The 25,751-nt window shown below is 71.6% G+C and carries 23 protein-coding genes; 16 read left to right on the plus strand and 7 right to left on the minus strand.

Annotated features, from left to right (window positions below; genetic code table 11):
• The first annotated feature begins 54 nt into the window (after positions 1 to 54).
• Positions 55 to 1,827 (plus strand): PP2C family protein-serine/threonine phosphatase, encoded by a 1,773-nt coding sequence (locus OG199_RS11220; protein ID WP_405829301.1) that lies wholly within the window; start codon positions 55 to 57, stop codon positions 1,825 to 1,827.
• The gene (locus tag OG199_RS11225; RefSeq protein WP_405829303.1) at positions 1,824 to 2,291 is read left to right on the plus strand and encodes a response regulator; all 468 of its coding nucleotides are present in this window, start codon (positions 1,824 to 1,826) and stop codon (positions 2,289 to 2,291) included. The genes OG199_RS11220 and OG199_RS11225 overlap by 4 nt, the downstream gene beginning before the upstream one ends.
• Here the strand turns inward: OG199_RS11225 and OG199_RS11230 are convergent.
• Entirely contained in the window at positions 2,273 to 4,585 is a 2,313-nt protein-coding gene (locus OG199_RS11230) for an ATP-binding protein (protein WP_405829304.1), read from the minus strand. The two genes, OG199_RS11225 and OG199_RS11230, sit on opposite strands and share 19 nt — an antisense overlap.
• Positions 4,586 to 5,046: 461 nt before the next feature.
• On the opposite strand from OG199_RS11230, the gene OG199_RS11235 reads away from it, so the two are divergent.
• The 3 genes from OG199_RS11235 (at position 5,047) to OG199_RS11245 (ending at position 8,115) form a co-directional block, all read left to right on the plus strand.
• Positions 5,047 to 5,592 carry an FUSC family protein gene (locus OG199_RS11235; protein ID WP_356797520.1) on the plus strand — a complete coding sequence of 182 codons (546 nt, stop codon included), beginning with the start codon at positions 5,047 to 5,049 and terminating at the stop codon, positions 5,590 to 5,592.
• A gap of 301 nt (positions 5,593 to 5,893) precedes the next feature.
• A complete protein-coding gene (locus tag OG199_RS11240; RefSeq protein ID WP_356797522.1) occupies positions 5,894 to 6,442 on the plus strand; it encodes a DUF1062 domain-containing protein in 549 nt (182 codons plus the stop codon).
• A gap of 440 nt (positions 6,443 to 6,882) precedes the next feature.
• Positions 6,883 to 8,115 carry a cytochrome P450 gene (locus OG199_RS11245; protein WP_356797524.1) on the plus strand — a complete coding sequence of 411 codons (1,233 nt, stop codon included), beginning with the start codon at positions 6,883 to 6,885 and terminating at the stop codon, positions 8,113 to 8,115.
• A gap of 166 nt (positions 8,116 to 8,281) precedes the next feature.
• Here OG199_RS11245 and OG199_RS11250 read toward each other — a convergent pair whose 3' ends face one another.
• On the minus strand, positions 8,282 to 9,853 hold the full coding sequence (locus tag OG199_RS11250) for an IucA/IucC family protein (protein WP_405829307.1): 1,572 nt from the start codon (positions 9,851 to 9,853) through the stop codon (positions 8,282 to 8,284).
• A gap of 84 nt (positions 9,854 to 9,937) precedes the next feature.
• Here OG199_RS11250 and OG199_RS11255 point away from each other — a divergent pair, with 84 nt between their 5' ends.
• The 3 genes from OG199_RS11255 to OG199_RS11265 are packed head-to-tail and all read left to right on the plus strand — an operon-like array spanning position 9,938 to position 13,565.
• Positions 9,938 to 11,440, plus strand: a complete 1,503-nt coding sequence (locus tag OG199_RS11255) for an IucA/IucC family protein (protein ID WP_405829308.1) — start codon at positions 9,938 to 9,940, stop codon at positions 11,438 to 11,440.
• Positions 11,441 to 11,484: 44 nt separating this feature from the next.
• Complete coding sequence (locus OG199_RS11260; protein ID WP_356797530.1) at positions 11,485 to 12,750, plus strand: VWA domain-containing protein; 1,266 nt, start codon at positions 11,485 to 11,487, stop codon at positions 12,748 to 12,750.
• Positions 12,750 to 13,565, plus strand: a complete 816-nt coding sequence (locus OG199_RS11265) for a hypothetical protein (protein WP_405829310.1) — start codon at positions 12,750 to 12,752, stop codon at positions 13,563 to 13,565. Before OG199_RS11260 ends, OG199_RS11265 begins: the two co-directional genes overlap by 1 nt.
• Positions 13,566 to 13,899: 334 nt before the next feature.
• Here OG199_RS11265 and OG199_RS11270 read toward each other — a convergent pair whose 3' ends face one another.
• Positions 13,900 to 14,532: a helix-turn-helix domain-containing protein gene (locus tag OG199_RS11270; RefSeq protein ID WP_356797534.1), complete on the minus strand. Its 633-nt coding sequence runs from the start codon at positions 14,530 to 14,532 to the stop codon at positions 13,900 to 13,902.
• 85 nt (positions 14,533 to 14,617) lie between these two features.
• Between OG199_RS11270 and OG199_RS11275 the strand changes: the two genes are divergently transcribed.
• A complete protein-coding gene (locus tag OG199_RS11275) occupies positions 14,618 to 15,826 on the plus strand; it encodes a pyridoxal phosphate-dependent aminotransferase (RefSeq protein WP_405829312.1) in 1,209 nt (402 codons plus the stop codon).
• A gap of 23 nt (positions 15,827 to 15,849) precedes the next feature.
• On the opposite strand, the gene OG199_RS11280 is transcribed toward OG199_RS11275, so the two are convergent.
• Entirely contained in the window at positions 15,850 to 16,284 is a 435-nt protein-coding gene (locus OG199_RS11280) for an ATP-binding protein (protein WP_405829314.1), read from the minus strand.
• A gap of 116 nt (positions 16,285 to 16,400) precedes the next feature.
• On the opposite strand from OG199_RS11280, the gene OG199_RS11285 reads away from it, so the two are divergent.
• The 5 genes from OG199_RS11285 (at position 16,401) to OG199_RS11305 (ending at position 19,389) form a co-directional block, all read left to right on the plus strand.
• Positions 16,401 to 17,249 (plus strand): helix-turn-helix domain-containing protein, encoded by an 849-nt coding sequence (locus tag OG199_RS11285; protein WP_405829316.1) that lies wholly within the window; start codon positions 16,401 to 16,403, stop codon positions 17,247 to 17,249.
• Positions 17,246 to 17,446, plus strand: coding sequence for a DUF397 domain-containing protein (locus OG199_RS11290; RefSeq protein ID WP_405829318.1), 201 nt, complete (start codon positions 17,246 to 17,248; stop codon positions 17,444 to 17,446). The genes OG199_RS11285 and OG199_RS11290 overlap by 4 nt, the downstream gene beginning before the upstream one ends.
• Positions 17,447 to 17,596: 150 nt before the next feature.
• On the plus strand, positions 17,597 to 18,196 hold the full coding sequence (locus OG199_RS11295) for a histidine phosphatase family protein (RefSeq protein WP_356797542.1): 600 nt from the start codon (positions 17,597 to 17,599) through the stop codon (positions 18,194 to 18,196).
• A 47-nt stretch (positions 18,197 to 18,243) separates the two neighbouring features.
• Entirely contained in the window at positions 18,244 to 18,897 is a 654-nt protein-coding gene (locus OG199_RS11300) for a hypothetical protein (protein WP_356797544.1), read from the plus strand.
• A 69-nt stretch (positions 18,898 to 18,966) separates the two neighbouring features.
• On the plus strand, positions 18,967 to 19,389 hold the full coding sequence (locus tag OG199_RS11305) for an acyl-CoA thioesterase (RefSeq protein ID WP_401801018.1): 423 nt from the start codon (positions 18,967 to 18,969) through the stop codon (positions 19,387 to 19,389).
• Positions 19,390 to 19,407: 18 nt separating this feature from the next.
• Here the strand turns inward: OG199_RS11305 and OG199_RS11310 are convergent, their stop codons facing one another.
• The gene (locus tag OG199_RS11310; RefSeq protein ID WP_351723642.1) at positions 19,408 to 19,809 is read right to left on the minus strand and encodes a helix-turn-helix domain-containing protein; all 402 of its coding nucleotides are present in this window, start codon (positions 19,807 to 19,809) and stop codon (positions 19,408 to 19,410) included.
• Between the two features lie 84 nt (positions 19,810 to 19,893).
• On the opposite strand from OG199_RS11310, the gene OG199_RS11315 reads away from it, so the two are divergent.
• Both OG199_RS11315 and OG199_RS11320 read left to right on the plus strand, forming a co-directional pair.
• On the plus strand, positions 19,894 to 21,447 hold the full coding sequence (locus tag OG199_RS11315) for an MFS transporter (RefSeq protein ID WP_405829321.1): 1,554 nt from the start codon (positions 19,894 to 19,896) through the stop codon (positions 21,445 to 21,447).
• 191 nt (positions 21,448 to 21,638) lie between these two features.
• Positions 21,639 to 22,457 carry a chitosanase gene (locus OG199_RS11320; RefSeq protein WP_356797550.1) on the plus strand — a complete coding sequence of 273 codons (819 nt, stop codon included), beginning with the start codon at positions 21,639 to 21,641 and terminating at the stop codon, positions 22,455 to 22,457.
• 100 nt (positions 22,458 to 22,557) lie between these two features.
• On the opposite strand, the gene OG199_RS11325 is transcribed toward OG199_RS11320, so the two are convergent.
• Complete coding sequence (locus OG199_RS11325; RefSeq protein WP_401801650.1) at positions 22,558 to 23,889, minus strand: nucleobase:cation symporter-2 family protein; 1,332 nt, start codon at positions 23,887 to 23,889, stop codon at positions 22,558 to 22,560.
• 356 nt (positions 23,890 to 24,245) lie between these two features.
• Complete coding sequence (locus OG199_RS11330) at positions 24,246 to 25,625, minus strand: 8-oxoguanine deaminase (RefSeq protein ID WP_356797552.1); 1,380 nt, start codon at positions 25,623 to 25,625, stop codon at positions 24,246 to 24,248.
• Between the last annotated feature and the right edge of the window lie 126 nt (positions 25,626 to 25,751).

Below are 25,751 nucleotides of genomic sequence, written 5' to 3' on the forward strand. Positions count from 1 at the left end.
CGTTTCCCTGATGGTCCGGGGCCGGCAGCGGTGATACGGAACGGCGGATCAGCGGTGGAGCAGCACGAGGACAAGGGTTTCTGCCAGGCGGATGACGCATGGTGGTCCGGCCGCCTGCATGAGCTCTGGCGTGCCGCCGACAGGGCGCAGGACGTGACAGGGCTGGCCGACCCTCTCTACGACATGCTGCTCCGTATGCCCGGTGTGCTGGCCGTGGTGGGCACCCGCTGGAGCGGTGGGCTGCTGCACAACCTGCGCAGCGCCACCCCGGCGGAGCCGACGCTGTCGTTCGTGGAATTCGAACAGGATTTTGGTGACGCTGCCGCCGCCGGGGCTCCGGAGGGCGATCCGACCGTCACCGTTCACGAGGTGCCGGATCTCGACGGCGCCATGCCGCATGTCCAGGTGCTGGCCGCGGCGGGCGCGCGGAGCGTGGCCCTGTGCGCCGTGTCGATGGGGCAGGACGGCTGGGCGTCGTTCATGGTCGGCACCGCGGACAGGGACACGGTCGATGCGACGCTGCGGGCCCGGTTGAAGCAGGTCGCCGAGGTCGCCATGGTCACCGACAGGCGCATCACGGCCCGGCGGGAGGATGAGCTGCGTCAGGTGAGTGACGCCTTCCTGGCGGAGGCGTCGTTGCAGATGGATTCGAGCCTCGATGTGGAGAAGACCGTGCGCCGGGTGGCGCGGACGGCTGTTCCCGCTGTCGCCGAGGGGTGCGTCCTCCATCTGCGTCTCTCCGGCGGACTGACTCCGGTGGCCTTCTCACATGTGGACGCGGGCGAGCAGCGCTGGCTCGGTGAGATCGCGGCCGAGGACCGCTGGCTCACGGATCTGTTGGAGCACGTCCTCCACCGCGGGGAGGGGCTGGTGCTGCAAGGTGCCGCGCTGGCCGGCGGACCCTTCGGGCCCGCCTCGTCCGGGACGGGGCGGGCCGTGCAGGCGCTCAGCGTGAATCCGCTCAAGGCCCGGGGCCGGTCTCTGGGCACGCTGACGTTCCTCTACCACCGGGTGGACATCGCCGAGGTCACCTCACGGTTCCTCGCCGATCTCGCGGGCCGGGCCGCGTTGGCCGTCGACACCAGCACCCTGTACGAACAGCGGCGCCAGCACGTGATCTCCCTCCAGCGGTATCTGCTGCCGAGAGAGCTGCCGCGGATTCCGGGTCTCGCCCTGAGTTCGGCGTACGCGGTGGGCGACGTCTCGCTCGACGTGGGCGGTGACTTCTACGACGCCGTCCCGGGGGCACAGGGCGGTGTGACGCTCCTCGTCGGTGACGTGTGCGGTCGCGGGGCGGAGGCCGCGGCACTCACCGGTCTGGCCCGCCACACCCTGCGCACCCTGCTCGCGGACGGCAGTACGCCCGAGCACGCGCTGGGACGGCTGAACCGGGCGCTGCTCAGGGAGGGCACGTCCCGCTTCGTGACAGCGCTCGTGGCGGTGCTGGTGTCGGACGGGAAGGGATTCCGCCTGCGCTATTGGAGTGCCGGGCATCCGGCGCCTCTGGTGCGGCGTGCGGACGGCACGGTGGAGGAGCTCACGGCCCACGGGGACCTGCTCGGTGTGCTGGAGGAGATCGAGTACGGATCCGGTTCGGAGCACGTGGCGCCGGGGGACGCGCTGGTGCTGTTCACCGACGGGGTGACCGAGGCGAGAGCGGCCGACGGAACGTTCTTCGAATCCTGCCTGCGGGACGCCGTGAGGCGGCAGGGAGCCGGTGAGGCCGAGGGCTTCGCCGAGCGGTTGGCTGCGGCTGCGGTGGAATTCCGGGCGGCGGGTGCGGACGACATCGCCGTGCTCGTCGCACAGGCGGAGGCGGTCGCGTGAGCGGGTCGGCCGGGGATCCGAGGATCGATCACGACTTCGTCTGGGTGGTCGAGGATTCGGCGGAGGACGCGGAGGCGATCCAGCGGGCGCTCGGTCGTACCCATCCGGGTCTGACGCTGGAATTCATCGACAGGGGCGCGGGAGTCGCGGAGCGGTTGCGGGAAGCCACCCGGCGACCGGGGCTCGTCCTCCTGGATCTGCACATGCCCGGCCTCAGTGGAGCCGCGGTGCTCCGGTCGATCCGCTCCATGCCCGAACTGGACCGCGTGACCGTGGTTGTCTTCACGGCGTCCGCCGCGCCGGACGAGGTCGACGCGACCTACGCGGCGGGGGCCGACAGTTACATCTACAAGCCGGTCAACTTCGAGCTCTTCCGCAGCGTTCTGAAGGGGGCAGTGGACTACTGGCAGGAGAGAGCGAAGGGTGAGGACGAGGGCCCTGCGGCTCAGTCGCCCCCGCCTTGACCCAGGGTGAAGCAGAAGCTCGTCCCGCGGCCCGGTTCGCTGTCGAGCCACAGCTCGCCGCCGTGCCGTTCGATGATCCGTTTGACGATCGCGAGACCCACGCCGGCGCCTCCACCGCGCTCGCCCGGCCCGTGCAGTCTGCGGAACAGCTCGAAGACCTCGCCTTGTCGGTCGGCCGGAATGCCGATGCCGTTGTCGCGGACCACGACGGTCTGCCGGGGGGTTCCGCCTGCCGGGGTGCGGAGTGTGTCGACCAGCACCTCGACGGTGCGGTCGGTGTGTTCGGTGCGATCGGTGCGATCTCCTTGATCGGCGGCGTACTTGGCCGCGTTCACCAGGAGGTTGACCAGGACCTCGTGGAGCCGGTGCTCGTCGGCGTACACCTCGGGCAGATCTCTTCTGATGACCCGCACCTGGGCTTCGGCCAGACGGTCACCGGCCACCTCGAGCGCGGAGTCCAGCACCCGGTCCAGCGGGACACGGACGCGGTGCAGTCCACCCCGGCCCAGCCGGGCGAAGTGCAACAGCGAGTCGAGGAGTTCGTCCATCCGGCCGGCCAGACGCCGCATGGTGTGCATCCGTCGGACGGTCGTCGCGTCGAGATCCGCCGCCGCGTCCTCGATGACGAAGGCCGCGGCGTTGGAGATGCCCCGCAGCGGTTCCTTGAGGTCGTGGGCTGCCGCATGGGCGAACGAGTCGAGATCGGCGTTCGCGACCCGCAACCGGTCGTTGAGTGCTCGCAGTTCGGCCTCGTGCCGGAGTACGAGACCGGTCAGTGCGCGCCAGAGCTCCTGCGCGGTGGCACGGTCGGCCGGCGTCCAGGGCGGGCTCTGTCCCCGTACCACCGCGCGGAAGACGGCGCCTGATCCACGAGGGGTGAGCCGTTCGCCCCGCGGGCCGGCCTGGACGGGTTTGGAAGGGTCGGCGGCCCATTGGCGGGCGATGGGACGCTCCCTGCGGAACCAGGCGAGGAAGTCACCCGAGCGGCTCAGCGTCACCATCAGGACTCCCGCCGGACCGCTCGTCGGACCGTCGCCGGGTCGGTCCGGTTCCTCGGAGAGGCGGTCCGTACTCCAGACCGTGCCCGGTGCCAGCCCTGACGCGTGTGTCTGGAGGGTCTCCAGCAGAGCGGGCGCGACCGTCATCCCGCTGAAGTGGCTGCGCCCGCCCCGGCAGAGCGCCGCGCCGTCGGCGTCCAGCAGTGTTCTGAGGGCGTCGTCGCCTGCCAGGAGCGAGGTCTCCAGATCGGACGTGACCCGGGAGACGATGCGGTCGAGCCGCTCGCGGGACGCGGCGAGCGCTTCGGCCTGCTGTCGTTCCTCGATGGCCGCGAGTTGCAGGGAGAACGCGACACCGAAGAACTCACATGCCGCCCGTAGTTCCGGGGAAACGGTGGTGGCGGTGTCGCCATGACAGGCGATCAGCCCCCAGAGCTCGCCCTCCCGGAGGACGCTCACCGACATCGACGACTTCACACCGATGTTCCGCAGGTACTCCAGATGAAATCCCGACACGGTGCGCAGTACGGAGTTCGACAGGTCCAGTGGCAGGCCCGAGCCGGCCTGTCGCGGGGGATGCAGGCCCACGCTGACGTCGTCCACGTCGGCGATCACCCGGATCCAGTTGTCGCGGTAGAGCCGCCTCGCCTGGGGCGGGACGTCACTGGCGGGGAACCAGAGTCCCAGCCAGGGCTCGTGGCCGTCGGTGAGTTCCTCCGCGACCACCTCGCCCGGCCCGTCCTCGCCCTCGAAGCGGTAGGCGACGACACGGTCGAAGCCGGTCAGCGCCCGGATCTCACGGGTGGCGGCCTGACAGCACTCGGCTGCCGACGTCGACGTCCTGAGCCGGGTCAGGGCTCGCCTGACCCCTTGGTAGTAGCGCGCGAAGTGCGGCGGCGCGACGGCTCGCGGCTCGCACTCCAGGATCAGAAAGGGCCCTTGCCGGTGTGCGGTCGCGTCGAACATCCGGGGGGCGCCCGCCGCGTCGGTGGAGACAGGGAGAACCAGGCTCACCGCCTCGTGCTGGGCGCCGGCCTCGAGAGCCTCGGCCCAGCCCTCGGGGGACAGCACCCGCGTGACGGGTCCCCCGACCAGCTCCTCGGCCTCGATCCCCAGCAGGCGACCGGTGTTCAGAGCTGCGGTGTCCACGGTGCCGGTGTCGGCCTCCACCGCGAGCAGGGTGCCGTGGGACTGGATCCTGCCCAGCAGATGAATGGGCTCCTGGACGCATTCACTGAGATCGAAGCCCATGGCCGCCGCGGCCTCGGCCTCCCGCCCCGGGTCCGGATGGGACATCTCTTCTCCCACGTACCGTGTTCTCGATCCGCTCTGGTCGGCCGTCGGGCCCGTCCAGATCCTTCCACGGCACCCTGGGGCGAGCCGGCAGCACACACCCTCGTGTTCCTCGGCCAGGACGCGGCCCTCCGCCGGCAGCCCTCCGCTGAACGATGTCGAGGCGGTCGAGGAACAGTGCCGCGGCGGACGCGTCCCCCGTGATGCGGCAGGCCCGATCAGGTCGAGGACGAGGACGAGGGGGCCGCGGACGGTGGCGGTGAGTGCGGGCCCCTGCCGCGAGGCGCCCCGTGCTCGAACGCGCGGCGGCGAGGCCGGCGCGGGTCGTGCCCATGGTAGATTTACGCGATAAACACCGCAATTCACCTCTTTGCACACCTGTCCGACCCGCCCCGAGCCGCTTTTCGCTCGCCGACGGGAGCGAGGCACCCGGTGGATCCTGAAGCGGCGGTCGGAGGGTGGTGGTGAGCGCGGGTTCGCCGAAGGCGGGGATCGCCAAGCTGCTGGAGTACTCGGTCGAGGTCGGCCTGGCCAGCCTGCTGAGCTACTGGGCGGCCACCCACATCTGGTCGGGCGCCCATCAGTCGTACGAGGATGGTCAGCTCGGCGGCATGTGGGCCGCGATCTCCGCGATTTTCGTGGTCCGGGACTGCGAAGGGAAGAGCATTGCGGCGGCGGTCGCCCGCATGTCGGCGACCCTCATCAGCTTCGCACTGTGTCTGGTCTACCTCGCGTTCCTCCCCTTCCACATGTGGGGCCTCGCCCTGCTCGTGGGCCTGAGCGTCCTGGTGCCCGGGCTGGTCGGACGGCCCGGCGACGAGGCGACCGCCGCCATCACCACCACCGTCGTCATGGTCGTCGCGGGACTGAGTCCGCACGAGGCCTGGAAACAACCGCTCCTACGTCTGGCCGACACCGCCATCGGCGTGGCCACGGGAATCGTCACGCTGGTCATCGTGGATCGGATCGGCGAGTGGACGGGCGGGGACCGCAGCTCTCCACCCACCTGACCGATCGCCGCGACCCACGCCGACCGACCTCTCGTGCTTGCGCGGGACGAGTTTCTCGACCGCGCCGAACTCGCCTTCCCACACGCGCAGTTCGATCCTGCGGCCACCGGCGGTGGGGCGCTCGAAAACCGGTGGAAGGGCGCCGCTGTGTGCCGTTACCGTGCTGCCGAACCAAGTCGTCGGTCAAGGACGTGCCGTTGTACACCCTGTGAGACCTCCCGAGCGCTGATCTGTCGCGCGTCGCCTATGTGCGCCGCGCTCCTTTTTGCTGCGGACTTCTCACTGAAACCGGTGTACTTCTGTGCTCGAAAACTGGGTGGTCGTGCCCACCTGCCTGCCGCTCGTTCGCCGCCGTTGCCACGCGTGCGCGTCCGAGCGCTTCCGGACGAGCGGTAAATTCCGCGTCAACGCACACCACAAGCTCATCGACGCCTGGCTCCTCGCGCTCTGCACCACTTGCGGGGACACCACGAAACTCACGGTCCTGGAGCGGATGAACGTGCGCTCCGTACGGTCCGAGCTGCTCGACCGGCTGCATGACAACGACCTTGGCCTGGCTGCTGAGCTGCTCCAGGATCCGGTCGTGCAGCGCCGTAATCGCATCGCCCTCGACTGGGAGAACGCCTGGCGCCTGGACACCGGCGGATCGGGTCACCTGGACCGCGAGGCGATCGACGTCTCGGTCCGCCTCGCGGCGCGGATCCCTGTCCGCCCCGTGCGACTGATCGCTGAGGGGTGCGGTCTCTCACGGGCCGAGGTGGAACGACTGATCACGGAGGGGAAGGTCGTCTCGGCGGTCCGGCTGAGCGGCAGGCTCTCCGGCGACTTCACCTTCACGCTCAAGCGCTGAGCCCACCGCGGGACACGGGCCTGTCCGGCACGATCCCGGGCAGGCCCTGGCGGCGGCGCGACGTCCTTCACCTGCACACCGAACTCGGAGGCGACGGCCTCGACATCACGCACCCGAGGGCGGACCGACGTGTCGGGGCCGGCGGCAGTCGCGTCGGCCCGGCCGGAGTCCGGTCCGTGAGCATTTTCCCAGGCTGTCTGGCGGATGGGCCCCCTCCTCCGACGTGAGGTGACCATAGTGGTCGAGTGTGATCGTCGAGGGGGAGGGTCCGGCCGGCTCGTGGTCGCCAGCACCGGCACACCGGCCCGTGCGGCCTGTGCGGCCGGCGAGGCGTCCGTCGCGGTCACCGGCGGTTCCCCCGCCGGCCCGGCACCGATGCCCCTGGCAAGTCCGGTCCCAAGCCCCGGCGCACACACCGCACTTGGACAGGAGGAACGAACATGACCACGACCGACCACGACGACATCACCGTGCTGGACGCCGCCTTCAAGGCCGACGCGCACGACCGGTACGCGGAACTGCGTGCCCGCGGTCCCATCCACAAGGTGCAGATCCTGCGCGGCCTCGACACCTGGGTGGTGGTGGACCACGAACTGGCGAAGGCCGCTCTGACCCACCCCGCTCTGCTCAAGGACGCGACGCCGGCCGCCGACGCCCTCGAAGCGGTCGGATTCACCGCGCATCGGCCGGAGTCCGGTCTGGGTGTCAACATGCTCAACGCGGACCCGCCGGACCACACCCGGCTGCGCGGTCTGGTGGCGGCCGCGTTCACGAGACCCCGGATCGAGGCGCTGCGGCCTCGCGTCGCCGAGATCGCCGAGAGCCTCGCCGACGCCATGGCACCGCTGGGCACCGCCGACCTCGTCCGGTCGTTCACCGGCCCGCTTCCCGTCCAGGTCATCTCGGAACTGCTGGGGGTGCCGGAGGAGGGCCGCGCCTCGTTCCGTGCCTGGACGTCACAGGCCCTGGGTTCGACGTCGGAGAAGCAGCGGGAGGCCTTCGTCGAGCTCAACGGCTATCTGGCCGAACTCGTCGCGGAGAAACAGCGCTCGCCCGGTGACGACCTGCTGTCCGCCCTCACCGCGGTGTACGACCAGCGGGACGGCCGCCTGTCGAAGGCCGAGCTGGTGGGCACCGCGAACCTCCTCGTGGTGGCCGGCCACGACACGACGGTGAACCTCCTGGGCAACGCCATGGTGGCGCTGTTACGCCACCCCGAGCAGGCACGGCGGCTGCGCGAGCGGCCGGAGCTCCTGCCCGGCGCCGTCGAGGAGTTACTGCGGTTCGATCCGCCGGTCGAGTTCACACCGATGCGGTACGCGGCCGAGGAGATCACCCTCGGTGGCGCCCGGATCCCGCGCGGAGGTGCCGTCGTGGTGGCGCTGACCTCCGTCGGACGGGCCGACCCCGCCATGACGGAGACGGAACGCGACCTCCTCGACGTGAGCCGCTCCGGCGTCCGTCACCTGTCGTTCGGACACGGCATCCACCACTGCCTCGGCGCGCCGCTGGCCCGGCTGGAGGCGGAGGTCGGCCTCGGGACACTCCTGCGCCGCTTCCCGGATCTGACCACGGCGGTGCCGCCGGCCGACATTCCGTGGATACCCGTCGGCCTCATGCGCGGACCGGTCAGCCTGCCCGTCACCTTCACCCCGGTCCCCGCCCGGACCTAGGCCGAATCCGACCGGCGTACGGCCAGGATCCCGCCGAGGGGACCGGGAGTTGACGACCCGGGAGGAGGCCCCCCGGTCGTGCCCCGCCGTACGCCGCCGTGCCCGTCGTGCGCCGCAGCGCCCCCGCGGCAGGCCGGTCGCGGCGGCGGGCGACCGGGCGGGCGGGTCAGGAGCGCGCCAGCGGGTTCGGCAGCGGCAGATAGCGGGCGTCGGCGCCGTCCGCGCCGGTCCAGCGGAGCAGCAGGTTCGTCTTGCCGGGGAGGGTGGGGGCGGTGAGCAGGTCCGTGATCTCGTCCTCGATCCCCGGCAGGCCGTGCCCGGCCAGTTCGGTCCGTACGGCGGGCCAGGGGTCCCAGCCCGGGTGCCGCTCCGCGAGCAGGGCGGCCAGCTCGAGCACGTTGTTGACGATCAGGCAGTAGACCAGCCGCTCCCACCCGGCGGCCCGGTCCACGTCCGTCAGGAGTTTCACGCCCTCCGCGTCCCGGAACAGCGCCTGGACGGGTGTGCCGGCGGCGTCCACGGCCACCAGGGTGTTCTGCAGGTGCGCCTCGAGGACGACGCCGTGCCGCGCGAACGCCTCCAGCACCGGCGGTACGACCTGACGCAGATACGCCGTCCACCAGTCGGACGGATCGCCGGGACCGTCGAGGGGGCTGCCGTCGAAGCCCTCCACGAGGGCGGCCGCGAGCAGTGGTGTGGTGCCCGGGGCGACGTGCCGGCGCAGCCCGTCGCGGACGAGGACGGCGAGCTCCTCGAAGGCGAAGTCGGCGGTGCGGTAGCCGCGGTCGCTCAGCCATGCGGCGCGGGTGCCCGGCGTGCGGTCCGTGGAATTGTTCGGCGGGGCGCTCATGGCGGTGAAGGCCGCCGCGGTCGCCGCGTCCGTGCGGCGCAGCTTCAGCAGGTCGTGCCGCCACAGCCGGCGGATGTCGTTGGTGATGCGCACGTCGAGACTGAACTTGACGAAGAGGTCGTCCTCGGGGGCGTACAGCGTGCGGATGGCGGCCGTCGGCCACAGCGGGCGGGCCGTGCGGCCGAGGCGGACCAGCCGACCGTCGGCGAAGGCGGCCCGGATCTCCGGACGGGACCCGACCAGGTCGAGCTGCCAGGGGTGGACCGGCAGCAGCCGGTAGCCGGCCGGTGCCCGCCCGAGGACGTCGAGCGGCGTCGTGTCGCCCTCCTCGACGACCGCGTCCTCGCGCACGCCGAGCAGCTCCAGCGGGAAGCAGGCGTACGCCTCGGGCGCGTACGGCAGCCAGCCGGCGACGGGGCCGCCGCCGCGCGCCTTGGGCGCCGGGTGGTACGGATGCCCGGTGATCAGGGACTGCTCGGAGCGCAGGTACGGGTCGGCCGGCGGCGTCGCGGCGGAGCGCGCGGCGAGCAGCGCGGCCACCGTGTCACGGCTGTCGTTCATCTCCGCGGGCAGCTCGGAGTTGGACAGGTGGGTGAGGAGGCGCAGTTCCTCCGCCGTGAGCTTGACCAGCGCGGTGTGGTCGAGCCGCTGCCAGGCGCCGTCGGCGTACACCTCGGGGGCGCGGGGCCGTCGGGTGCCCCGCACGCGCAGCAGCCGGCCGCTGGCCCGCAGCCGGAACGCACCGGGGTCCCCGGCGGGCTCCGCCGCCTCCCGCAGCAGACAATTGAGCAGCGGCGCCGCGGCGTACGCGTCGGCGGTGTCTTCACCTTCTCCGTCGCTCCCGGCGGGCGGAGGCAGTCTGGGCGGCATGGAGTCCACGCGATCCATTCGTTCCCTACGGTGCACTGGTGATCATTATGTCTGTCGGCGCGGGCGACCGCGACGCAGTCCCCGTATCCAAGGAGCCCGATCGTGCACCGTCTCCCCAGGCCCGAGGCCGAAGCCGCGCTCGCCGACGACCTGAGGACCGTGCGCCCGGACCTGTCGGCGCCGTACGCGGCGGGCCTCCCGGGCGCCCGCGCCGCCGTGCTGACCCGGCTGTGGCGGGCGCTGGCCCATGAGCCGATGCCGTGGATCGCGCGCCGCGAGCGGGGGTGCGAGGGTCTCACGCTGCACCTCACCGACGGGCGGCGGCTGCACGGCCCGCACGCGGACCCGTACGCCACCACCGCGTACGTCACCGAGCTGCGGCTCGACGACCGGTCGTACGACCGTCCGGACCGGCTGATGACGGACCTGGCGGTCCCGCACGCCCCCGCCTTCGCGGCCGAACTCGCTCACAGCGCCGCTTCGTTGGCCCTGTCCCGGGCGCGGTCCGCCCCGGCCGGGGGCGAACCGGCGGCGAGCTGGGAGTGGGAGCAGCGGGTGGTCGACGGGCATCCCTACCATCCCAACTGCCGCTCCCGTCCCGGGTTCTCGGCGGCCGAGCAACTCGCGTACGGGCCGGAGCACCGGCCGGTCGTGGAGCTGGGGCTGGTCGCCGTGGACGACTGCCTGGTGCGCGGCGAGTGGCCCAAGTGGCTGCGGGACGAGGACCGTGTGCTGATCCCGGTGCACCCCTGGCAGGCGGCGCACGTCCTCGACCGGCGTGACCAGGAGGGTTTCCCCGCGCATCCGTTGATGTCGCTGCGGACCCTGGCGCTGCCGGACGGCCCGCACGTCAAGACGGCCCTGAGCGCCCGGCTGACGTCCTCCGTCCGGGACATCTCGGTCTACTCGATCGAGACGTCGCAGACGGTCTCGGCGTTCGCGGAGGAGATCGCGGCGCGCACGGACGGTCTGCTGCACGTGACCCGCACCCTGGGTGCCGTCTCCGCGCACTCCCCCGCTCTGGCGGCGGTGCTGCGCGAGTCCCCCGACCTGTACGCCCACCCGGGCGAGCGCGTCGTCCCGGTGGCCGCTCTCGCGGCCACCGGGCTCCCCCGGTCCCCGGGCTGGACGGCACGGTTCACCCGTCTCGCGCTCACCGTCGGACTGCGGCTGCTCGACCTGGGGGTGGCCCTGGAGGCACACGGACAGAACCTCCTCGTCGTGCTGTCCGCCGCCGGTGAGCCGCTGCGGCTCGTCTACCGTGACCTGGCGGACATCCGCGTCAGCCCGGTACGGCTGGCCCGGCACGGCATCGCGGCCCCCGCGATGTCCGGACGGATCGTCACGGACGACGAGACCACCCTGCGCCGGAAGCTGTTCGGTTCCCTGGTCGCAGGCGCGCTGGGCGCGACGGCGGGCTCCTCGGCCGTGCTGCGCGAAGACCTGGGGAGTGTGGTGGACGACCTGCCCCGCACCCCGGACCTCGCGGCGCTGCTCGACGAGCCGCTGCCGACCAAGGCGTTGACCCTGATGAGGCTCTCCCCGGAGACTCCCGGGGACATCTGGGCACAGCTTCCCAACCCACTCACCGACCACCCCTCCTGAAGATCGTTTTGAAGCCCGGCACCTTTGATCAATAGGATCCGGCGATGATCACAAGACAACGGCTGGCGGCAGGAGTCTGCGCCCTGCTCGCCGCCCTGACGGCCGGGATCGCCTTCCCGGCCGGAGCGGTCGCCGACGAAACGGCGGCGCAGGCCGCCCCCAAGGTCGAACTCGTGCTGGACGTCAGCGGTTCGATGCGGGCGCGCGACATCGACGGCGGATCACGGATGTCCGCCGCGAAGCAGGCGTTCAACGAGGTGCTCGACGCGACACCCGAGGAGGTCCAGCTCGGCATACGCACCCTCGGCGCCAACTACCGCGGGAACGACCGCAAGACGGGCTGCAAGGACACCGCCCAGTTGTACCCGGTGGGAACGCTGGACCGCACGGAGGCGAAGACCGCCGTCGCGACCCTGACGCCCACCGGCTGGACACCGATCGGCCCCGCGCTGCTCAAGGCCGCCGACGACCTCGACGGCGGCGACGGCACCCGGCGCATCGTGCTCATCAGCGACGGCGAGGACACCTGCCAGCCGCTCGACCCCTGCGAGGTGGCCCGGGAGATCGCCGCCAAGGGGGTCGGTCTCACCATCGACACCCTCGGGCTGGTGCCCGACGCCAAGACCCGCGACCAGCTCAGCTGCATCGCGGACGCGACCGGGGGCACCTACACCTCGGTCCAGCACAAGGAAGAACTCACCGACCGGGTGGGTCAGTTGGTGGACCGGGCGGCCGACCCGGTGGCGACGCCGGTCGCCGTCGAGGGCGCCGACGCCTGCGCCAAGGCCCCGGCGCTGAAGTCCGGGCTCTACACCGACCGTGAGGAGTTCGCGCAGCACCGCTGGTACCGGGTGGACGTCGAGCCGGGCAAGGAGCTGCGCGCCTCGGTGAGCGTGGCGGCCGACCGCACGGTCAACCCCGACTACGGGGTGCTGCTGCGCGCCGTCACGGTGCACGGACGGGAGATCGTGCGGGGCGAGGCGGCCGGCAACGGCCGTACCGACGTCATCTCGACCGGTCTGCGCTATCCGAAGGCGGAGAGCGACGACGAGGCCGCCCCGGCCGAGACCGTGTGCCTCCAGGTGTCCAACTCCTTCTCGGCGGCGAGCGGTGTGAAGACCACGCCCGGCATGCCGCTGGAGCTGACGGTCGACGTCGTCGACGGCCCGGACCAGGCGAGCGACGTGGCCTCCTTCGGCCTCGGGCGCGGCTGGTGGCTGCTCGGCGCCCTCGTGGTCATCGGCTTCCTCGCGGGTGTGCTGTGGGGCTGGATCTCGCGCCTGCGGATCGCGGTCTGGAGGACCAACTGATGCGTTTCGGACATGTGTTGAGTACGGCTCTGCTGCTGCTCGGGGTCGCGGCGGCGCCCGCCGTCGCCGACTCCTCCCCCTCGCCGAGCCCCTCGGGTGACGACAGCGCGCCCACCCGGGCCGGTACGTCGTTCCGTACGGCGACCGAGATCGAGCAGGGCTCTCAGGCCACCGCCAGCGGGTCCGCGGGTGACTACCTGTACTGGTCCTTCCCCGCGGACGCCGGTCAACGGCCCACCGTGAAGGCGACGGTGAAGCTGCCGGAGGCCTCCACGCGCGGGGCCGCGGAGACCTGGCAGGTCGACGTGTACGACGGGCTGCGGCGGCGTCAGGCGTGCCAGTACGGGGCGCAGACGCGGACGGCGGCGCAGGACGCGGCCCGTGTGGAGCTGTCCTGCACCCTGCGCACCGTGCGTGCCTGGTCGGAGACCTGGGCCGACGACCCGCTGCCAGGCACGTACTACATCCGGCTGACGGCCACCGGGCTGCCGGCGTCCGAACTGGGCCTGCCGGTCGGCGCGGAGGTGAAGGTCGACTCCAAGGACATCGGCGGTGCGGCGGCGGTGGACGGTTCGCTGGGCAAGCCGCTGGTGCCGGGGATCGCGACGAGCGCCAAGGAGTCCGACCCGGCCTCCGGTTCGTCGAAGACCGCGCTGTCGTCGATCGAGCCCGACGACGGCTGGACCTCCGGCTGGTGGTCCGACCGCTGGGTGTGGACCGCGATCGGCGGCATCCTCGCGGCGCTCGCGGGCATCGGCGGCTACGCGCTGACCCGCGGGACGGGACGGCCCTCCCGGGTGCCCCCGGGCGTCTAGCCCCGTACGGGGCGTGGACGTCCGCACGTTCGGCGTGGACGCCCCTACGGCGGCGAGGGTCCGCCGTGCTCCCCCCACGGCACGGCGGGCCCCGTCCCCGCCCGGCCCGTCCCCCGTCCGGGCCCCGGTCCGGCGGGTGGCGTGCGGGACGCCCCCGCGCTCGTGCGGCCCTCCGTCGTCGTCACGACGGTCGGGCCACCCGGGGTTGCCACCCTGTGGTCGCCGCCCCGGCGCCCGCAATGTTTTCGAACGCGCTGGAAGTGTCTGGCGCGGTCGGCGCACCACCGCTAGGGAGTACGCGCCGGCCACCGGACACGCCGACGGCGCACCGGTGTCACTCCCCGCGCAGCACCTTGGCGAGGGTGCCCTCCCCCGTGACCCCGATACGGCCCGCACGCACCGCCTCCAGCACGGTCGAGGTCCCGCGGCTCACCGCCGTACAGGTCGCGGTGTCCAGCGACAGCCGGACGTCCGGCTCCTGCGGGGCGGGCCCGTCCCCGTACACCGGACCGTCCTGGACGCCGAGCCGTACATGGAACTCGCCCTCGTCCAGCCGGACTTCGACCAGTCCCTCGCCCTCCTCCGCCAGACCCCGCAGCAGCGGCAGCGCGAACCAGTGCGCCCGTACGGCGTCGGTGGCCCCGCGCTCACCGAGGGCGGGCGCGCCCCATTCACCGAGCGCCTGCAGAACGGGCAGCAACTCGCGCCCCCGGTCGGTGAGTTCGTAGACGTACGCGGCGCCGGGCGGCGGCAGTCTGCGCCGGGTGGTCAGACCGTCGCGCTCCATGTCCCGGAGCCGGGAGGCGAGGACGTCCGTGCTCACGCCGGGCAGATCCGCGTGCAGGTCGGTGTAGCGGCGCGGGCCGCCGAGCAGCTCGCGGACGATCAGGAGGGTCCAGCGGTCACCGACGGCGTCGAGCGCGCGGGCCGCGGAACAGTACTGGTCGTAGCTTCGGCGAGGTGACATGCGACGCAGTCTAGACACGTTGTTGGACTTTCCAAGCACCTACTTGGTAAAACCAAGCAACACCACGAACCGGAGGGCGCAGCGCATGGAGTTCCGGCAGTCCAGCAAACTCAGCGAGGTCTGTTACGAGATCCGCGGCCCGGTGATCGAGCACGCCGACGCACTGGAGGCGGCCGGCCACAGCGTGCTGCGCCTCAACACCGGCAACCCCGCGCTCTTCGGTTTCGAGGCACCGGAGGAGATCCTCCAGGACATGATCCGGATGCTGCCCCAGGCACACGGGTACACCGATTCGCGCGGTGTCCTCTCCGCCCGCCGGGCCGTCGCCCAGCGCTACCAGGACCGCGGTCTGGAGGTGGGCGTCGACGACGTCTTCCTCGGCAACGGCGTCTCCGAACTCGTCTCGATGGCCGTCCAGGCCCTGGTGGAGGACGGCGACGAAGTCCTCATCCCCGCACCGGACTTCCCGCTCTGGACGGCCGTCACCACGCTCGCGGGCGGCAAGGCGGTGCACTACCTCTGCGACGAACAGTCGGACTGGTACCCGGACCTGGCCGACATGGCGTCGAAGATCACCGACCGGACACGCGCCGTCGTCATCATCAACCCGAACAACCCCACCGGCGCCGTCTATCCCAAGGAGATCATCGAGGGCATCCTCGACCTCGCCCGCCGACACGGGCTGATGGTCTTCGCGGACGAGATCTACGACCAGATCCTCTACGACGACGCGGTCCACCACTCGGCCGCCGCGCTCGCCCCCGACCTCGTGGTCCTGACCTTCTGCGGTCTGTCGAAGACGTACCGGGTGGCGGGCTTCCGCTCGGGCTGGCTGGTGGTGACGGGCCCCAAGCAGCACGCCCGCAACTACCTGGAGGGGCTGACGATGCTCGCCTCCATGCGGCTGTGCGCCAACGCGCCCGCCCAGTACGCCATCCAGGCCGCGCTCGGCGGCCGTCAGTCCATCCACGAACTGACGGCGCCGGGCGGCCGGCTGCGTGAACAGCGCGACCGGGCCTGGGAGAAGCTCAACGAGATCCCGGGCGTCTCCTGCGTCAAGCCGAAGGGCGCGCTGTACGCCTTCCCGCGCATCGACCCCGAGGTGCACCGGATCCACGACGACGAGCGGTTCGTCCTGGACCTGCTGCTCCGCGAGAAGATCCAGGTCGTCCAGGGCACCGGCTTCAACTGGCCCCGGCCCGACCACTTCCGCATCCTCACCCTTCCGTACGCCGACGACCTGGACGCGGCGATCAGCCGGATCGGCCGGTTCCTGAGCGGGTACCGGCAGTAGCGGCGGCCGCCCGACGCCCGCGTTCACCCCAGACCGACCTCGCACCACACCGTCTTGGTGTACGGGTCACCACCCGTCGTCCCCCAGTGCGTCGCCAGCGCCTCGACCAGAAGGAGCCCCCGGCCCGACTCGGCCTCGGGCGGGGCCTGCCGGAGGGAACCCGGCTCGGGTGGACGGCGGTCCGGGCGGGGGTCCGTCACCTCGATACGGAGCGTCGCGTCGGCGCGGGCGGTGAGGGCGAGCCGGAAGTCCCGTCCCCTCTCCCGGCCGTGCAGCGCCGCGTTCGACGCCAGTTCCGCCACCAGCAGCGCGGCGGTGCGGTTCCCCTCGCAGCCGTAGGGCCAGCCCCATCTGTGCAGTTGGTCGGACGCGAGGAGGCGGGCCAGCCGGGCGCCCCTGCGGGTGGCCGACAGCTGGAGGGTGAAGTCGCGGGCGGGGGCGGCAATATCCACGTTCATGTCACTCAGCGTGGTCGAGCGTCACTACGCTGAACAGCGACATCGGCGGTACGCGGAGTCACTGTCCGGTCGCGGTCCGGCGCTGTCCGGCCCGCGCCGCGTGGAGGTGGGGGGACATGGACGTCACGGCCAACGAGCCGCGGCCGGCCGACGGCAACGACGACGACTCGGCGGCCGTGCTGCGCACGGTCGGCAAGGTCATCAAGATGTGGCGCGAACGGGCGGCGCTCAAGCAGTCCGAGCTGGGCACCGCGATCGGGTACAGCGAGGAGCAGGTGTCGTCCGTCGAGCGCGGACGACGGGCACCGAGAAGGCAGTTCCTCGAAGCGGCGGATCAGGCGCTCGGGGCGGCCGGAATGATCGCCGGGCTGGCGAAGGACGTGGAGGAGGCCCGGTACCCGAAGAAGGTACGGGATCTGGCGAAGCTGGAGGGTGAGTCGGTAGAGATCTGCGCCTATGACAACTCGGTCGTCAACGGGCTGTTGCAGACCGAGGAGTACATGCGCACCGTGTTCGGCTCACGGCGTCCCGCCTTCTCCGAGGAGGAGTTGGAGCATCGTGTGGCCGCCCGCCTGGCCCGCCAGACGATCATCGATCGGGAGCGCACCCTCCCGTCGTTCAGCTTCGTCCAGGATGAGGCGACCCTGCTCCGGCCGATCGGAGGCAGACTGGTACTGCGCCGACAACTCGAACGACTGTTGGAAGCAGGGCAACTGCGGAACGTGGAGATCCAGGTGATGCCACTGGATCGTGAGGACAACGCCGGTCTCGGCGGCCCCTTCCATCTACTGCGACTCAAGGAAGGCGCCACCGTGGGCCACAACGAGGTTCAGCTCATCAGCCGGCTGATCTCGGACCCCAAGGAGATCCAGATCCTGGAACTCCGCTATGGGATCATCCGAGCCCAGGCTCTCGCGCCCGGGGAGTCTCTGACCTTCATCGAGAAAGCGCTGAGGGAGACATGACCATAAGCAGTTCCGACCTCGAATGGTTCAAGAGCAGCCACAGCACCGACGACGGTCCGGCCTGCGTCGAGGTCGCGACCACGCCCGGCGCTGTGCACATACGCGACTCGAAGAACACCCAAGGCCCCCGCCTCGACTTCACCCCGGACCACTGGACCGCCTTCGTCACCTTCGCGGCGGGCTCCTCCCCCTCCTGACGGCCACGCCCCACCCCCGCGCGTCCGCGGAGTCGGGGAGCGGGGCTCGTAGCCTGTGACCGAGCCGTGATCCCGGCCCGCCGGGCGCAGCCCCGCCGCGTCGGACCGTTCGGCCCGCGTGAACCTTCGGCGAGCAGAGGAACCACAAGCATGGGCGACCTCCTTCTCGTGCGGCACGGCGAGACCGAGTGGTCCTTGTCCGGGCGGCACACCGGATCGACCGACATCCCCCTGACCGAGAACGGCCGCGAGCAGGCGCGGCGACTGGCCCCGATGATCGCCTCGCACCACCTCTCCACGGCGTTCGTCAGCCCGATGCAGCGGGCGCGGGAGACGGCGCGGCTGGCCGGGGTCGAGGGGGCGCGGGTCGACGCGGACCTCTGCGAGTGGGACTACGGCGGGTACGAAGGGGTCACGACGGTGGAGATCCACCGGGCCCGGCCCGACTGGTTCCTCTTCGACGACGGTGTCCCGCCCGGACCGCCGGAGCATCCGGGGGAGAGCCCCGAGCAGGTCGAGGCGCGCGCGGAACGGATGCTGGCCAAGATCGACGCGGCTCTCGCCGAGGCGGAGGGCGATGTCGCCGTCTTCTCCCACGGGCACTTCCTGCGGGTGCTGACGGTGCGGCGGCTGGGGCTGCCCATCGAGGCCGCCGCCCTGTTCCAGCTCGCCACCGGGACCGTGAGCCGGCTGAGCACCGAGCACCGCCGGCATGTGGTGGCCGGCTGGAATGTCAGACCCGCCTCGTAGTCTTCGAGTGGGTCACCGCCGGCCGGGCCCAGGGGAAGGGGTGCGCCATGACACGACCGCCGACTGCCGCGCAGCGGCGGGTGATCGACGCCGCCGAGCCCGTGACCGGCCGGCTGAAGGGCACGGAGGGCCAGCTCGCCGCGCTGGTGAAGCGCGGTCTCGCCTTCCGGCACCCGCGTCCGCCGCACGACCACTTCCTGACGCCCGCCGGGCATCGCGTGCGGGAGACCCCTGAGACGCTCCCGGAAACCCCCGAAGCCGTCCCGGGGACCCCCGCTCCCCCGGCCGTCGACACGGGGGTGTTCGCCGCGCGGATCGGCGGCGAGGACGCCGCGATGGGCGGGCCCTCCCGTCCGCGTGAGGTGCGCAGCGCCTGGGAGGGGCTCCTGGAGCTGCGTCGGATGACCCATCCGGACGGCGCCGTGGACCGGCCGTGCGGGTGGGAGCGTACGCATCTGGTGCAGGCCGCCGCGCTCGCCCTGGAGGCCGCGGGGCACCACCCGGCGGGTGCGGACGCCGGGGACGGCGGATACCGGGTGCGGGCGACACCGCAGCCGGAGGCCGTCGCCGTCCGCGAGCCCGATCCCGAGGCGCTGCGGGCCTGTGCGGCCACGCTGGAGAAGGCGGGCTGGCAGACCGGCGAGTACACGGAGCCGCGTACGGGTGTGCGCTACGTGCTGGCGTCTCCCCGGCGCGTCTGAGCCCGCCGGTCGCTCAGTAGGGTGACGTCCGTCCCGACCGTCGTACGTACGATCGAAGAAGGGAACGCCATGGCTGAACCGTTCTCCGTCCCGGTGACCGTCCGCGGGTACGAGACCGACGTCCTGGGCCATCTGAATCAGAGCGTCTATCTGCAGTACGCCGAACACGCCCGCTGGTGCTTACTCGACAAGGCCGGGATCGACCAGGCGGCCCTGATCGCGAAGGGGGTCGGACCGGTGGTCCTGGAGACGACCATCCGGTACCTGCGGGAGCTGCGCGCCGGTGACGAGACCGAGGTGACATGCGCCTTCACCTGGGGCGTGGGCAAGACCTACCGGGTGGAGCAGCAGATACGGCGGAGGGACGGCACGGTGTCCGCCGAGTTCGTCGCGGTCGGCGGGCTGTTGGACCTCAGGGAGCGCAGGCTCGTCGCCGACCCGCGCGAGTACTTCCGTGCGCTGGCGACCGATCCGGGGGTCTTCGGCCTCTGAGCTGAGCCGCGCCGCGGTCTACGCGTCCAGCAGCTCCGGCCGGTGCTGGGCGTCGTAGGCCGCGCGGGACTCGGCGATCGTGACGCGGTGCCGCTCGGCCCAGTCCGTCAGGGACAGCAGGGTCACGTGCAACTCACGGGCCACCGGCGTCAGTTCGTACTCGACCTTGGGCGGAACCGTCGGGTGGACGGTACGTGTGACGAGTCCGTCGCGCTCCAGATTGCGCAGTGTCAGGGTGAGCATGCGGCGGCTGATGCCGTCGATGCTGCGCTCCAGCTCGGTGAAGCGGATCGGACCGTGCGCGGCGGCCACGAGGATCTGCACGCTCCATTTGCCGGCGACCCTGTCAAGAACTTCCCGGACCGGGCACGCCTCCGCGTGCACGACCTGCGCGGTAACAGCGGTGTTCCCCCGGGACATCCGAGTACCTCCTTATGCCGGACCTCATGGTCACTCACGATGTACCCCGTTACAAGTCGTGCACCTATGGAGTGTCCCGCACCCATGGGGCTCGCGGAACCCGCGGAATCCACGGAACACACGGAGGTCGTCGCCATGCCGTCCCGGAACCCGTCCCCGACACCGGCACACGCACCGCCCCACGCGGCGACACAGGCACCGGCACAGGCCCCACGGACGTACTCCCGCCGGGCTTCGCTGATCGTCCTGTGCGCCGGCACCCTGATGACGATCCTGGACGGGAACGTCGTCACGGTCGCGATGCCCGCGATCCAGAGCGACCTGGGGTTCTCGGGGCCCGGGCTCGCCTGGGTGGTGAACGCGTATCTGATCCCGTTCGGCGGCCTGTTGCTGCTGGCGGGGCGGCTGGGCGATCTGGTGGGCCGCAGGCGGATGTTCACCACCGGGCTCGCCGTGTTCACGGCGGCCTCCGTGCTGTGCGGGGTCGCCACCGGTCCGGGCACGCTGGTCGCGGCCCGAGCCCTGCAGGGTGTCGGCGGGGCGATGACCTCGGCGGTGGTCCTCGGCATGCTGGTCGCGCTCTTCCCCGAACCGCGCGCACAGGCCCGTGCCATCGCGGTGTTCAGCGCGGTCGGCGCCGCGGGAGGGGCGCTCGGGACGTTTCTCGGCGGGGCGCTGACGCAGGCGGCCGGCTGGCACTGGATCTTCCTGGTCAACCTGCCGATCGGGGTGGCCGCCTGGGCGGCGGCGGTGCGGATCCTCGCGCCGGAGAAGGGAGCCGGGCTGGGCAGGGGCGCCGACTGGCCCGGGGCGGCACTGGTCACGGCCGCGCTGATGCTGACGGTGTACACGATCGTCGGCGCCGGTGACCGGAGTCCGGGCGGCACACTCGCCCTGGCCGGGCTCGCCGTCGCGCTCCACGCCGGGTTCCTCGTGCGCCTGACCCGGGCCGCACGTCCACTGCTGCGCCTGCGGCTGTTCCGCTCCCGTCTGCTGTCGGGCGCGAACGCGGTCCAGGTCCTGATGATCGCGGGCATGTACGGCTTCCAGTACGTCGGCGCCCTCTACCTCCAACGTGTGCTGGGATACGACGCGTTGCTGACCGGGACCGCGTTCCTGCCGGCTCCGATCGCGATCGGGGCGCTGATGCTGGGCCTGTCCGCGCGGACGATCGCCCGCTTCGGCCCGTACCGCGTCCTGCTTCTCGGGCTCTCCCTGGTCACGACGGGCATGGCCCTGCTCAGCCGGGCCCCGGTCCAGGGCACGTACGCCGCCGACGTGCTGCCCGCGATGCTGCTGCTCGCCGCCGGGTTCGCTGCCGCGATGCCCGCGGTGACGGGACTCGCGATGGCGGGCGTCCGCGAGGAGGACGCGGGACTGGCCTCCGGGCTGTTCAACACCACGCAGGTGGTGGGGGGTTCACTGGGCCTCGCGGTCCTCACCACGCTGGCGGCGAGCCGCACGGAGCGCCTGACCGGCGCAGGCGAGCCGTTCGTCACGGCGACGGCGGACGGCTACCGGCTGGCGTTCACGGTGGCCACGGCGTTCGCGGCGGCGGCCCTGCTCCTGGCGGCCACCGCCCTGCGTCCGGGACGCGCCTCCTCCACACCCTCGACGGATGGCCGCCCCCGCCCGTGACACCCGCTCCCCCTTGTGCCCTTCCGCTGAATGCCCGAAGAGCCTTTGCCCAAAGTTCCTGCCTTTAGGGCTTGTTGGCCGAGAGGCATCGCCAACTCATCTCCTCCTGACGGGTATCCGCCACGTTCAATCTCTGGTAGGAAACCTTCCTAACAGTAAGTGGACGCCTCACTCCCCTCATCGGAGGTACCGTGCACACCCCCCACATCCACACCTCACGACGCACCCTGCTCGCTCTGATAGGAGCCTCACTGGTGGCGGGTCCGGTCCTCGCGGCGCAGTCCGCGAGCGGTGCCGCGGCCGTCGGCCTGGACGACCCGGCGAAGAAGGAGATCGCCATGAAGCTGGTCTCCAGCGCGGAGAACTCCTCGCTGGACTGGAAGGCGCAGTACAAGTACATCGAGGACATCGGCGACGGCCGCGGCTACACGGCCGGGATCATCGGCTTCTGTTCGGGTACCGGTGACATGCTCGACCTCGTCGAGCTGTACACCCAGCGCAAGCCCGGCAACGTCCTCGCCAAGTACCTGCCCGCGCTGCGCGACGTGGACGGCAGCGACTCGCACCAGGGCCTGGACCCCGGCTTCCCCGCCGACTGGCGCAAGGCCGCCCAGGACACCGCGTTCCAGCAGGCCCAGAACGACGAGCGCGACCGGGTCTACTTCAACCCGGCCGTCCAGCAGGGCAAGACCGACGGCATCGGTGTGCTCGGCCAGTTCACCTACTACGACGCCATCGTCATGCACGGCGACGGCACGGACAGCACCAGCTTCAGCAGCATCCGCAAGCGGGCGCTGGCCAAGGCGAAGCCCCCGGCCCAGGGCGGTGACGAGGTGACCTATCTGAACGCCTTCCTCGACGCCCGGGTCTGGGCGATGAAGCAGGAGGAGGCGCACTCCGACACCAGCCGGGTCGACACCGAGCAGCGGGTGTTCGTCAAGAACCGGAACCTCAACCTGAACACACCGCTGGACTGGAAGGTGTACGGGGACAGTTACCACATCGGCTGACGGTCCCCGGCACGACGGCGCGGGGCGCGGCACATCATGAGTGCCGCGCCCCGCGCGCGTCGCCGGGATGTCCCCGTGCCCCGTGGTGACGTCCGCGGCGTCAGTGGACCGGGACGGCCTTCAGGTCCTCGCCGGCTTCCATGGGGTGGGTGACCTCGCCCGCGTCCCGCCGCCGGCCCCAGTGGTTGAAGACGAGGTTGAGGAGCACGGCGGTCACGCACCCCGTCGAGATCCCCGAGTCCAGGATGATCCGCGCCGTCTGCGGGAAGGCGTGGTAGAAGTCCGGCGCGGTGATCGGGATGATGCCGACGGCCAGCGACACGGCGACGATCAGGACGTTGTTGTCCTTGTCCAGGCCCGCCCTCACGAGGGTCTGGATGCCGCTGGCGGCGACCGAACCGAACAGGACCACGCCCGCGCCGCCGAGCACCGGACGCGGTACGACCGCGATCAGCGAGGCCGCCATCGGGCACAGGCCCATCAGGACCAGGAAGCCACCGCCCGTCGCGACCACGTACCGGCTGCGGATGCGGGTCATCGCGACGAGGCCGATGTTCTGCGCGAAGGCGCTGCACATGAAGCCGTTGAAGAGCGGGCTGAGCGCGGAGCCGAGCGTGTCGGCCCGCAGGCCGGCCGCGATGGTCCGCTCGTCGGCCGGCCGCTCGACGATCTCGCCCAACGCCAGCATGTCCGCGGTCGATTCGGTCATCGAGACCACCATGACCACGCACATCGAGAGGATCGCGGCGAGCTGGAACTGCGGGGCGCCGAAGTGGAACGGGGTCGGGAAGCCCACCACGTCCGCGTCGGCGACCGGAGCGAAGTCCGTGATGCCGAGGGGGATCGCGGCGAGTGTGCCGGCGACCAGGCCGAGCAGCACGGCGATCTGCTTGACGAAGCCGCGGGTGAAGCGGCGCAGCAGCAGCACGATCACCAGCGTCGCGGCGGCGAGGCCCAGGAAGGTCGGCGAACCGTAGTCGTGTGCCGCAGGGTCGGGGCCCTGCGCCCAGCCGAAGGCGACCGGCAGCAGGGAGACGCCGATGAGGGTGATGACGGACCCGGTGACGACGGGCGGGAAGAAGCGGACGGCCTTGCTGAAGAAGGGAGCGGCGACGAAGCCGAGGACGCCCGCGACGACGACCGCGCCGAAGATGACCGGCAGCGCGTCGCCCTTGTCCTTGGTCGAGGCGACGATCGCGGTCATGGGGGCGACGCCGGCGAAGGTGACCCCGTTGACGAACGGCAGCCGGGCGCCGATCTTCCAGAAGCCGAGGGTCTGGAGGAAGGTGGCGAGGCCCGCGGTGAAGAGACACGCGCCGGTGAGGAAGGTCAGCTCGCTGCCGGAGAGACCCCCGGCGGCGCCGACGATCAGAGGTGGGGCGACGACTCCCGCGTACATGGCGGCGACGTGCTGCAGGCCGCTGGCGGCCATTCTCAGCGGCGGGAGTTTCTCGTCGACCGGGTGCTTCGACTCGTTGTGCGGTATTGCCTCGTTGCTGGACGTCGATGGGGCGGCCACGGCGGCTCCTCCGGTCGGTTACGCGTCGGCTCTGACGCGGGTGTCAGGGAGGTGATGCGCGGTCGTGCGGGACCGGGACGATGGCCGTCACGAGGAAGCCCCTCCGGACGGCGGAGACCGTCGGGAGGCAGGGCGTCCGGGTGACGGAGACCGTTCCGGTGGGCGCGCACGTCCATGCGCGCCCACCGGAGACGGCCGCCATGGACCCCGCTCGGGTCCATGGCTTCCGGCCGAGGGCCGTCCCCCTCGGCCGGAGATCTTCGGACTGCTCAGGCCTGCGCGGTGATCCGCGCGAGGCGCTGTGCCTCCGCCCGCGTGGAGCGGGCGACGGCGTCCTCGTCCACGTGCAGCAGCCGGCTGTTCTCGACCACCGGGAGGCCGTTGACGAGGGAGAGGGTGACCGGGGCCGCCGCGCCGAAGACCAGCGCGGTCACCGGGTCGGCGATCGAGGCGTGCGCCAGGGTGTCCAGCCTCCACAGCACGAGGTCGGCGAGCTTGCCCGGCTCCAGGGAGCCGATCTCCGCCGCCCTGCCGAGGACCTGGGCGCCGCCGAAGGTGCCGAGACGCAGCGCCTGCCGGGCGTTCAGGGCGGCTTCCCGGTGGGCGCCGAGCCGGTTGACGAGGAGGGCGTTGCGCAGCTCGGTGTGGAGTTCGCCGGACTCGTTGGAGGCGGTGCCGTCGACGCCGAGGCCGACCGGGACGCCGGCCGCGAGCATGTCGGGGACGCGCGCGATTCCGGCCGCCAGGCGTGCGTTGGAGGAAGGGCAGTGGGCGACACCCGTCCTCGTCCGGGCGAAGGCGGCGATGTCGGAGTCGTTCATGTGGACGCAGTGGGCCATCCACACGTCCTCGCCGAGCCAGCCGGTGGACTCGAAGTAGTCGGTCGGGCCCATCCCGAACAGTTCCTTGCAGAACTGCTCCTCCTCGACGGTCTCCGAACCGTGCGTGTGCAGCCGTACGCCCTTGCGCCGGGCCAGTTCCGCGCCCTGCGTGAGGAGTTCGGTGGAGACGGAGAACGGTGAGCAGGGGGCGACGGCGATCTGCGTCATGGCGCCGAAGGAGGCGTCGTGGTGCTCGTCGACGGTCGCCTCGGTGGCCGCGAGGGCGCCTTCGAGGGTCTCGACGGCGAAGTCCGGCGGCAGGCCGCCGTCCTTCTCGCTGCGGTCCATGGAGCCGCGGGCCAGGGTGAAGCGGACACCCGTCTCGCGGGCGGCCCGGATGATGGCGCCGGACAGGTCCCCGGAGCCCTTCGGGAAGACGTAGTGGTGGTCCATGGCGGTGGTGACACCGCCGCGGGCCATCATCGCGAGGGAACCCTGCGCGGCGGCGTACACCATCTGCTCGTCGATGCGCGCCCAGGTCGGGTACAGCGCGACGAGCCAGTTGAAGAGGTTGTGGTCGGTGGCGAGCCCGCGGGTGATCCACTGGTAGAAGTGGTGGTGGGTGTTGACCAGGCCGGGTGTGGCCAGGTGACCGGTGCCGTCGATGCGGCGGACCACGTTCTCCAGCCCTTCGGGGGCGCTGCCCGCGCCGAGGGACTCGATGCGGTTGCCGGCGACGACGACGTACCCGGTGGCGTACTCGGTGTCGGCGGCGTCGACGGTCGCGATCGAACAGTTCTCGATGACGATGCGCTGGGCTGCTGCCATGATGCGTCCTTTTCGCTCTGTGGAGAGGGCACGGCAGGACCCCAGGAGCTTTGAGTGCCGCGGCCGTTGACGCCACGGGTGCCGATGGAGAGGGGTGCCCCCGGCCGGCCGGGGGCACCGGCGGAG

Origin of the sequence: Streptomyces sp. NBC_01176, assembly GCF_045039825.1 — a bacterium.
Lineage (GTDB): Bacteria > Actinomycetota > Actinomycetes > Streptomycetales > Streptomycetaceae > Streptomyces.

Bases quoted from the DNA above. Each gene is read 5' to 3' on its own strand.
- OG199_RS11290 (WP_405829318.1), top strand. From the start codon at position 17,246: ATGACCATAAGCAGTTCCGACCTCGAATGGTTCAAGAGCAGCCACAGC.
- OG199_RS11280 (WP_405829314.1), bottom strand. From the start codon at position 16,284: ATGAACGTGGATATTGCCGCCCCCGCCCGCGACTTCACCCTCCAGCTG.
- OG199_RS11285 (WP_405829316.1), top strand. From the start codon at position 16,401: ATGGACGTCACGGCCAACGAGCCGCGGCCGGCCGACGGCAACGACGAC.
- OG199_RS11300 (WP_356797544.1), top strand. From the start codon at position 18,244: ATGACACGACCGCCGACTGCCGCGCAGCGGCGGGTGATCGACGCCGCC.
- OG199_RS11270 (WP_356797534.1), bottom strand. From the start codon at position 14,532: ATGTCACCTCGCCGAAGCTACGACCAGTACTGTTCCGCGGCCCGCGCG.
- OG199_RS11305 (WP_401801018.1), top strand. From the start codon at position 18,967: ATGGCTGAACCGTTCTCCGTCCCGGTGACCGTCCGCGGGTACGAGACC.
- OG199_RS11295 (WP_356797542.1), top strand. From the start codon at position 17,597: ATGGGCGACCTCCTTCTCGTGCGGCACGGCGAGACCGAGTGGTCCTTG.
- OG199_RS11265 (WP_405829310.1), top strand. From the start codon at position 12,750: ATGCGTTTCGGACATGTGTTGAGTACGGCTCTGCTGCTGCTCGGGGTC.
- OG199_RS11245 (WP_356797524.1), top strand. From the start codon at position 6,883: ATGACCACGACCGACCACGACGACATCACCGTGCTGGACGCCGCCTTC.
- OG199_RS11250 (WP_405829307.1), bottom strand. From the start codon at position 9,853: ATGGATCGCGTGGACTCCATGCCGCCCAGACTGCCTCCGCCCGCCGGG.
- OG199_RS11325 (WP_401801650.1), bottom strand. From the start codon at position 23,889: ATGGCCGCCAGCGGCCTGCAGCACGTCGCCGCCATGTACGCGGGAGTC.
- OG199_RS11315 (WP_405829321.1), top strand. From the start codon at position 19,894: ATGGGGCTCGCGGAACCCGCGGAATCCACGGAACACACGGAGGTCGTC.
- OG199_RS11260 (WP_356797530.1), top strand. From the start codon at position 11,485: ATGATCACAAGACAACGGCTGGCGGCAGGAGTCTGCGCCCTGCTCGCC.
- OG199_RS11275 (WP_405829312.1), top strand. From the start codon at position 14,618: ATGGAGTTCCGGCAGTCCAGCAAACTCAGCGAGGTCTGTTACGAGATC.
- OG199_RS11310 (WP_351723642.1), bottom strand. From the start codon at position 19,809: ATGTCCCGGGGGAACACCGCTGTTACCGCGCAGGTCGTGCACGCGGAG.
- OG199_RS11330 (WP_356797552.1), bottom strand. From the start codon at position 25,625: ATGGCAGCAGCCCAGCGCATCGTCATCGAGAACTGTTCGATCGCGACC.
- OG199_RS11230 (WP_405829304.1), bottom strand. From the start codon at position 4,585: ATGTCCCATCCGGACCCGGGGCGGGAGGCCGAGGCCGCGGCGGCCATG.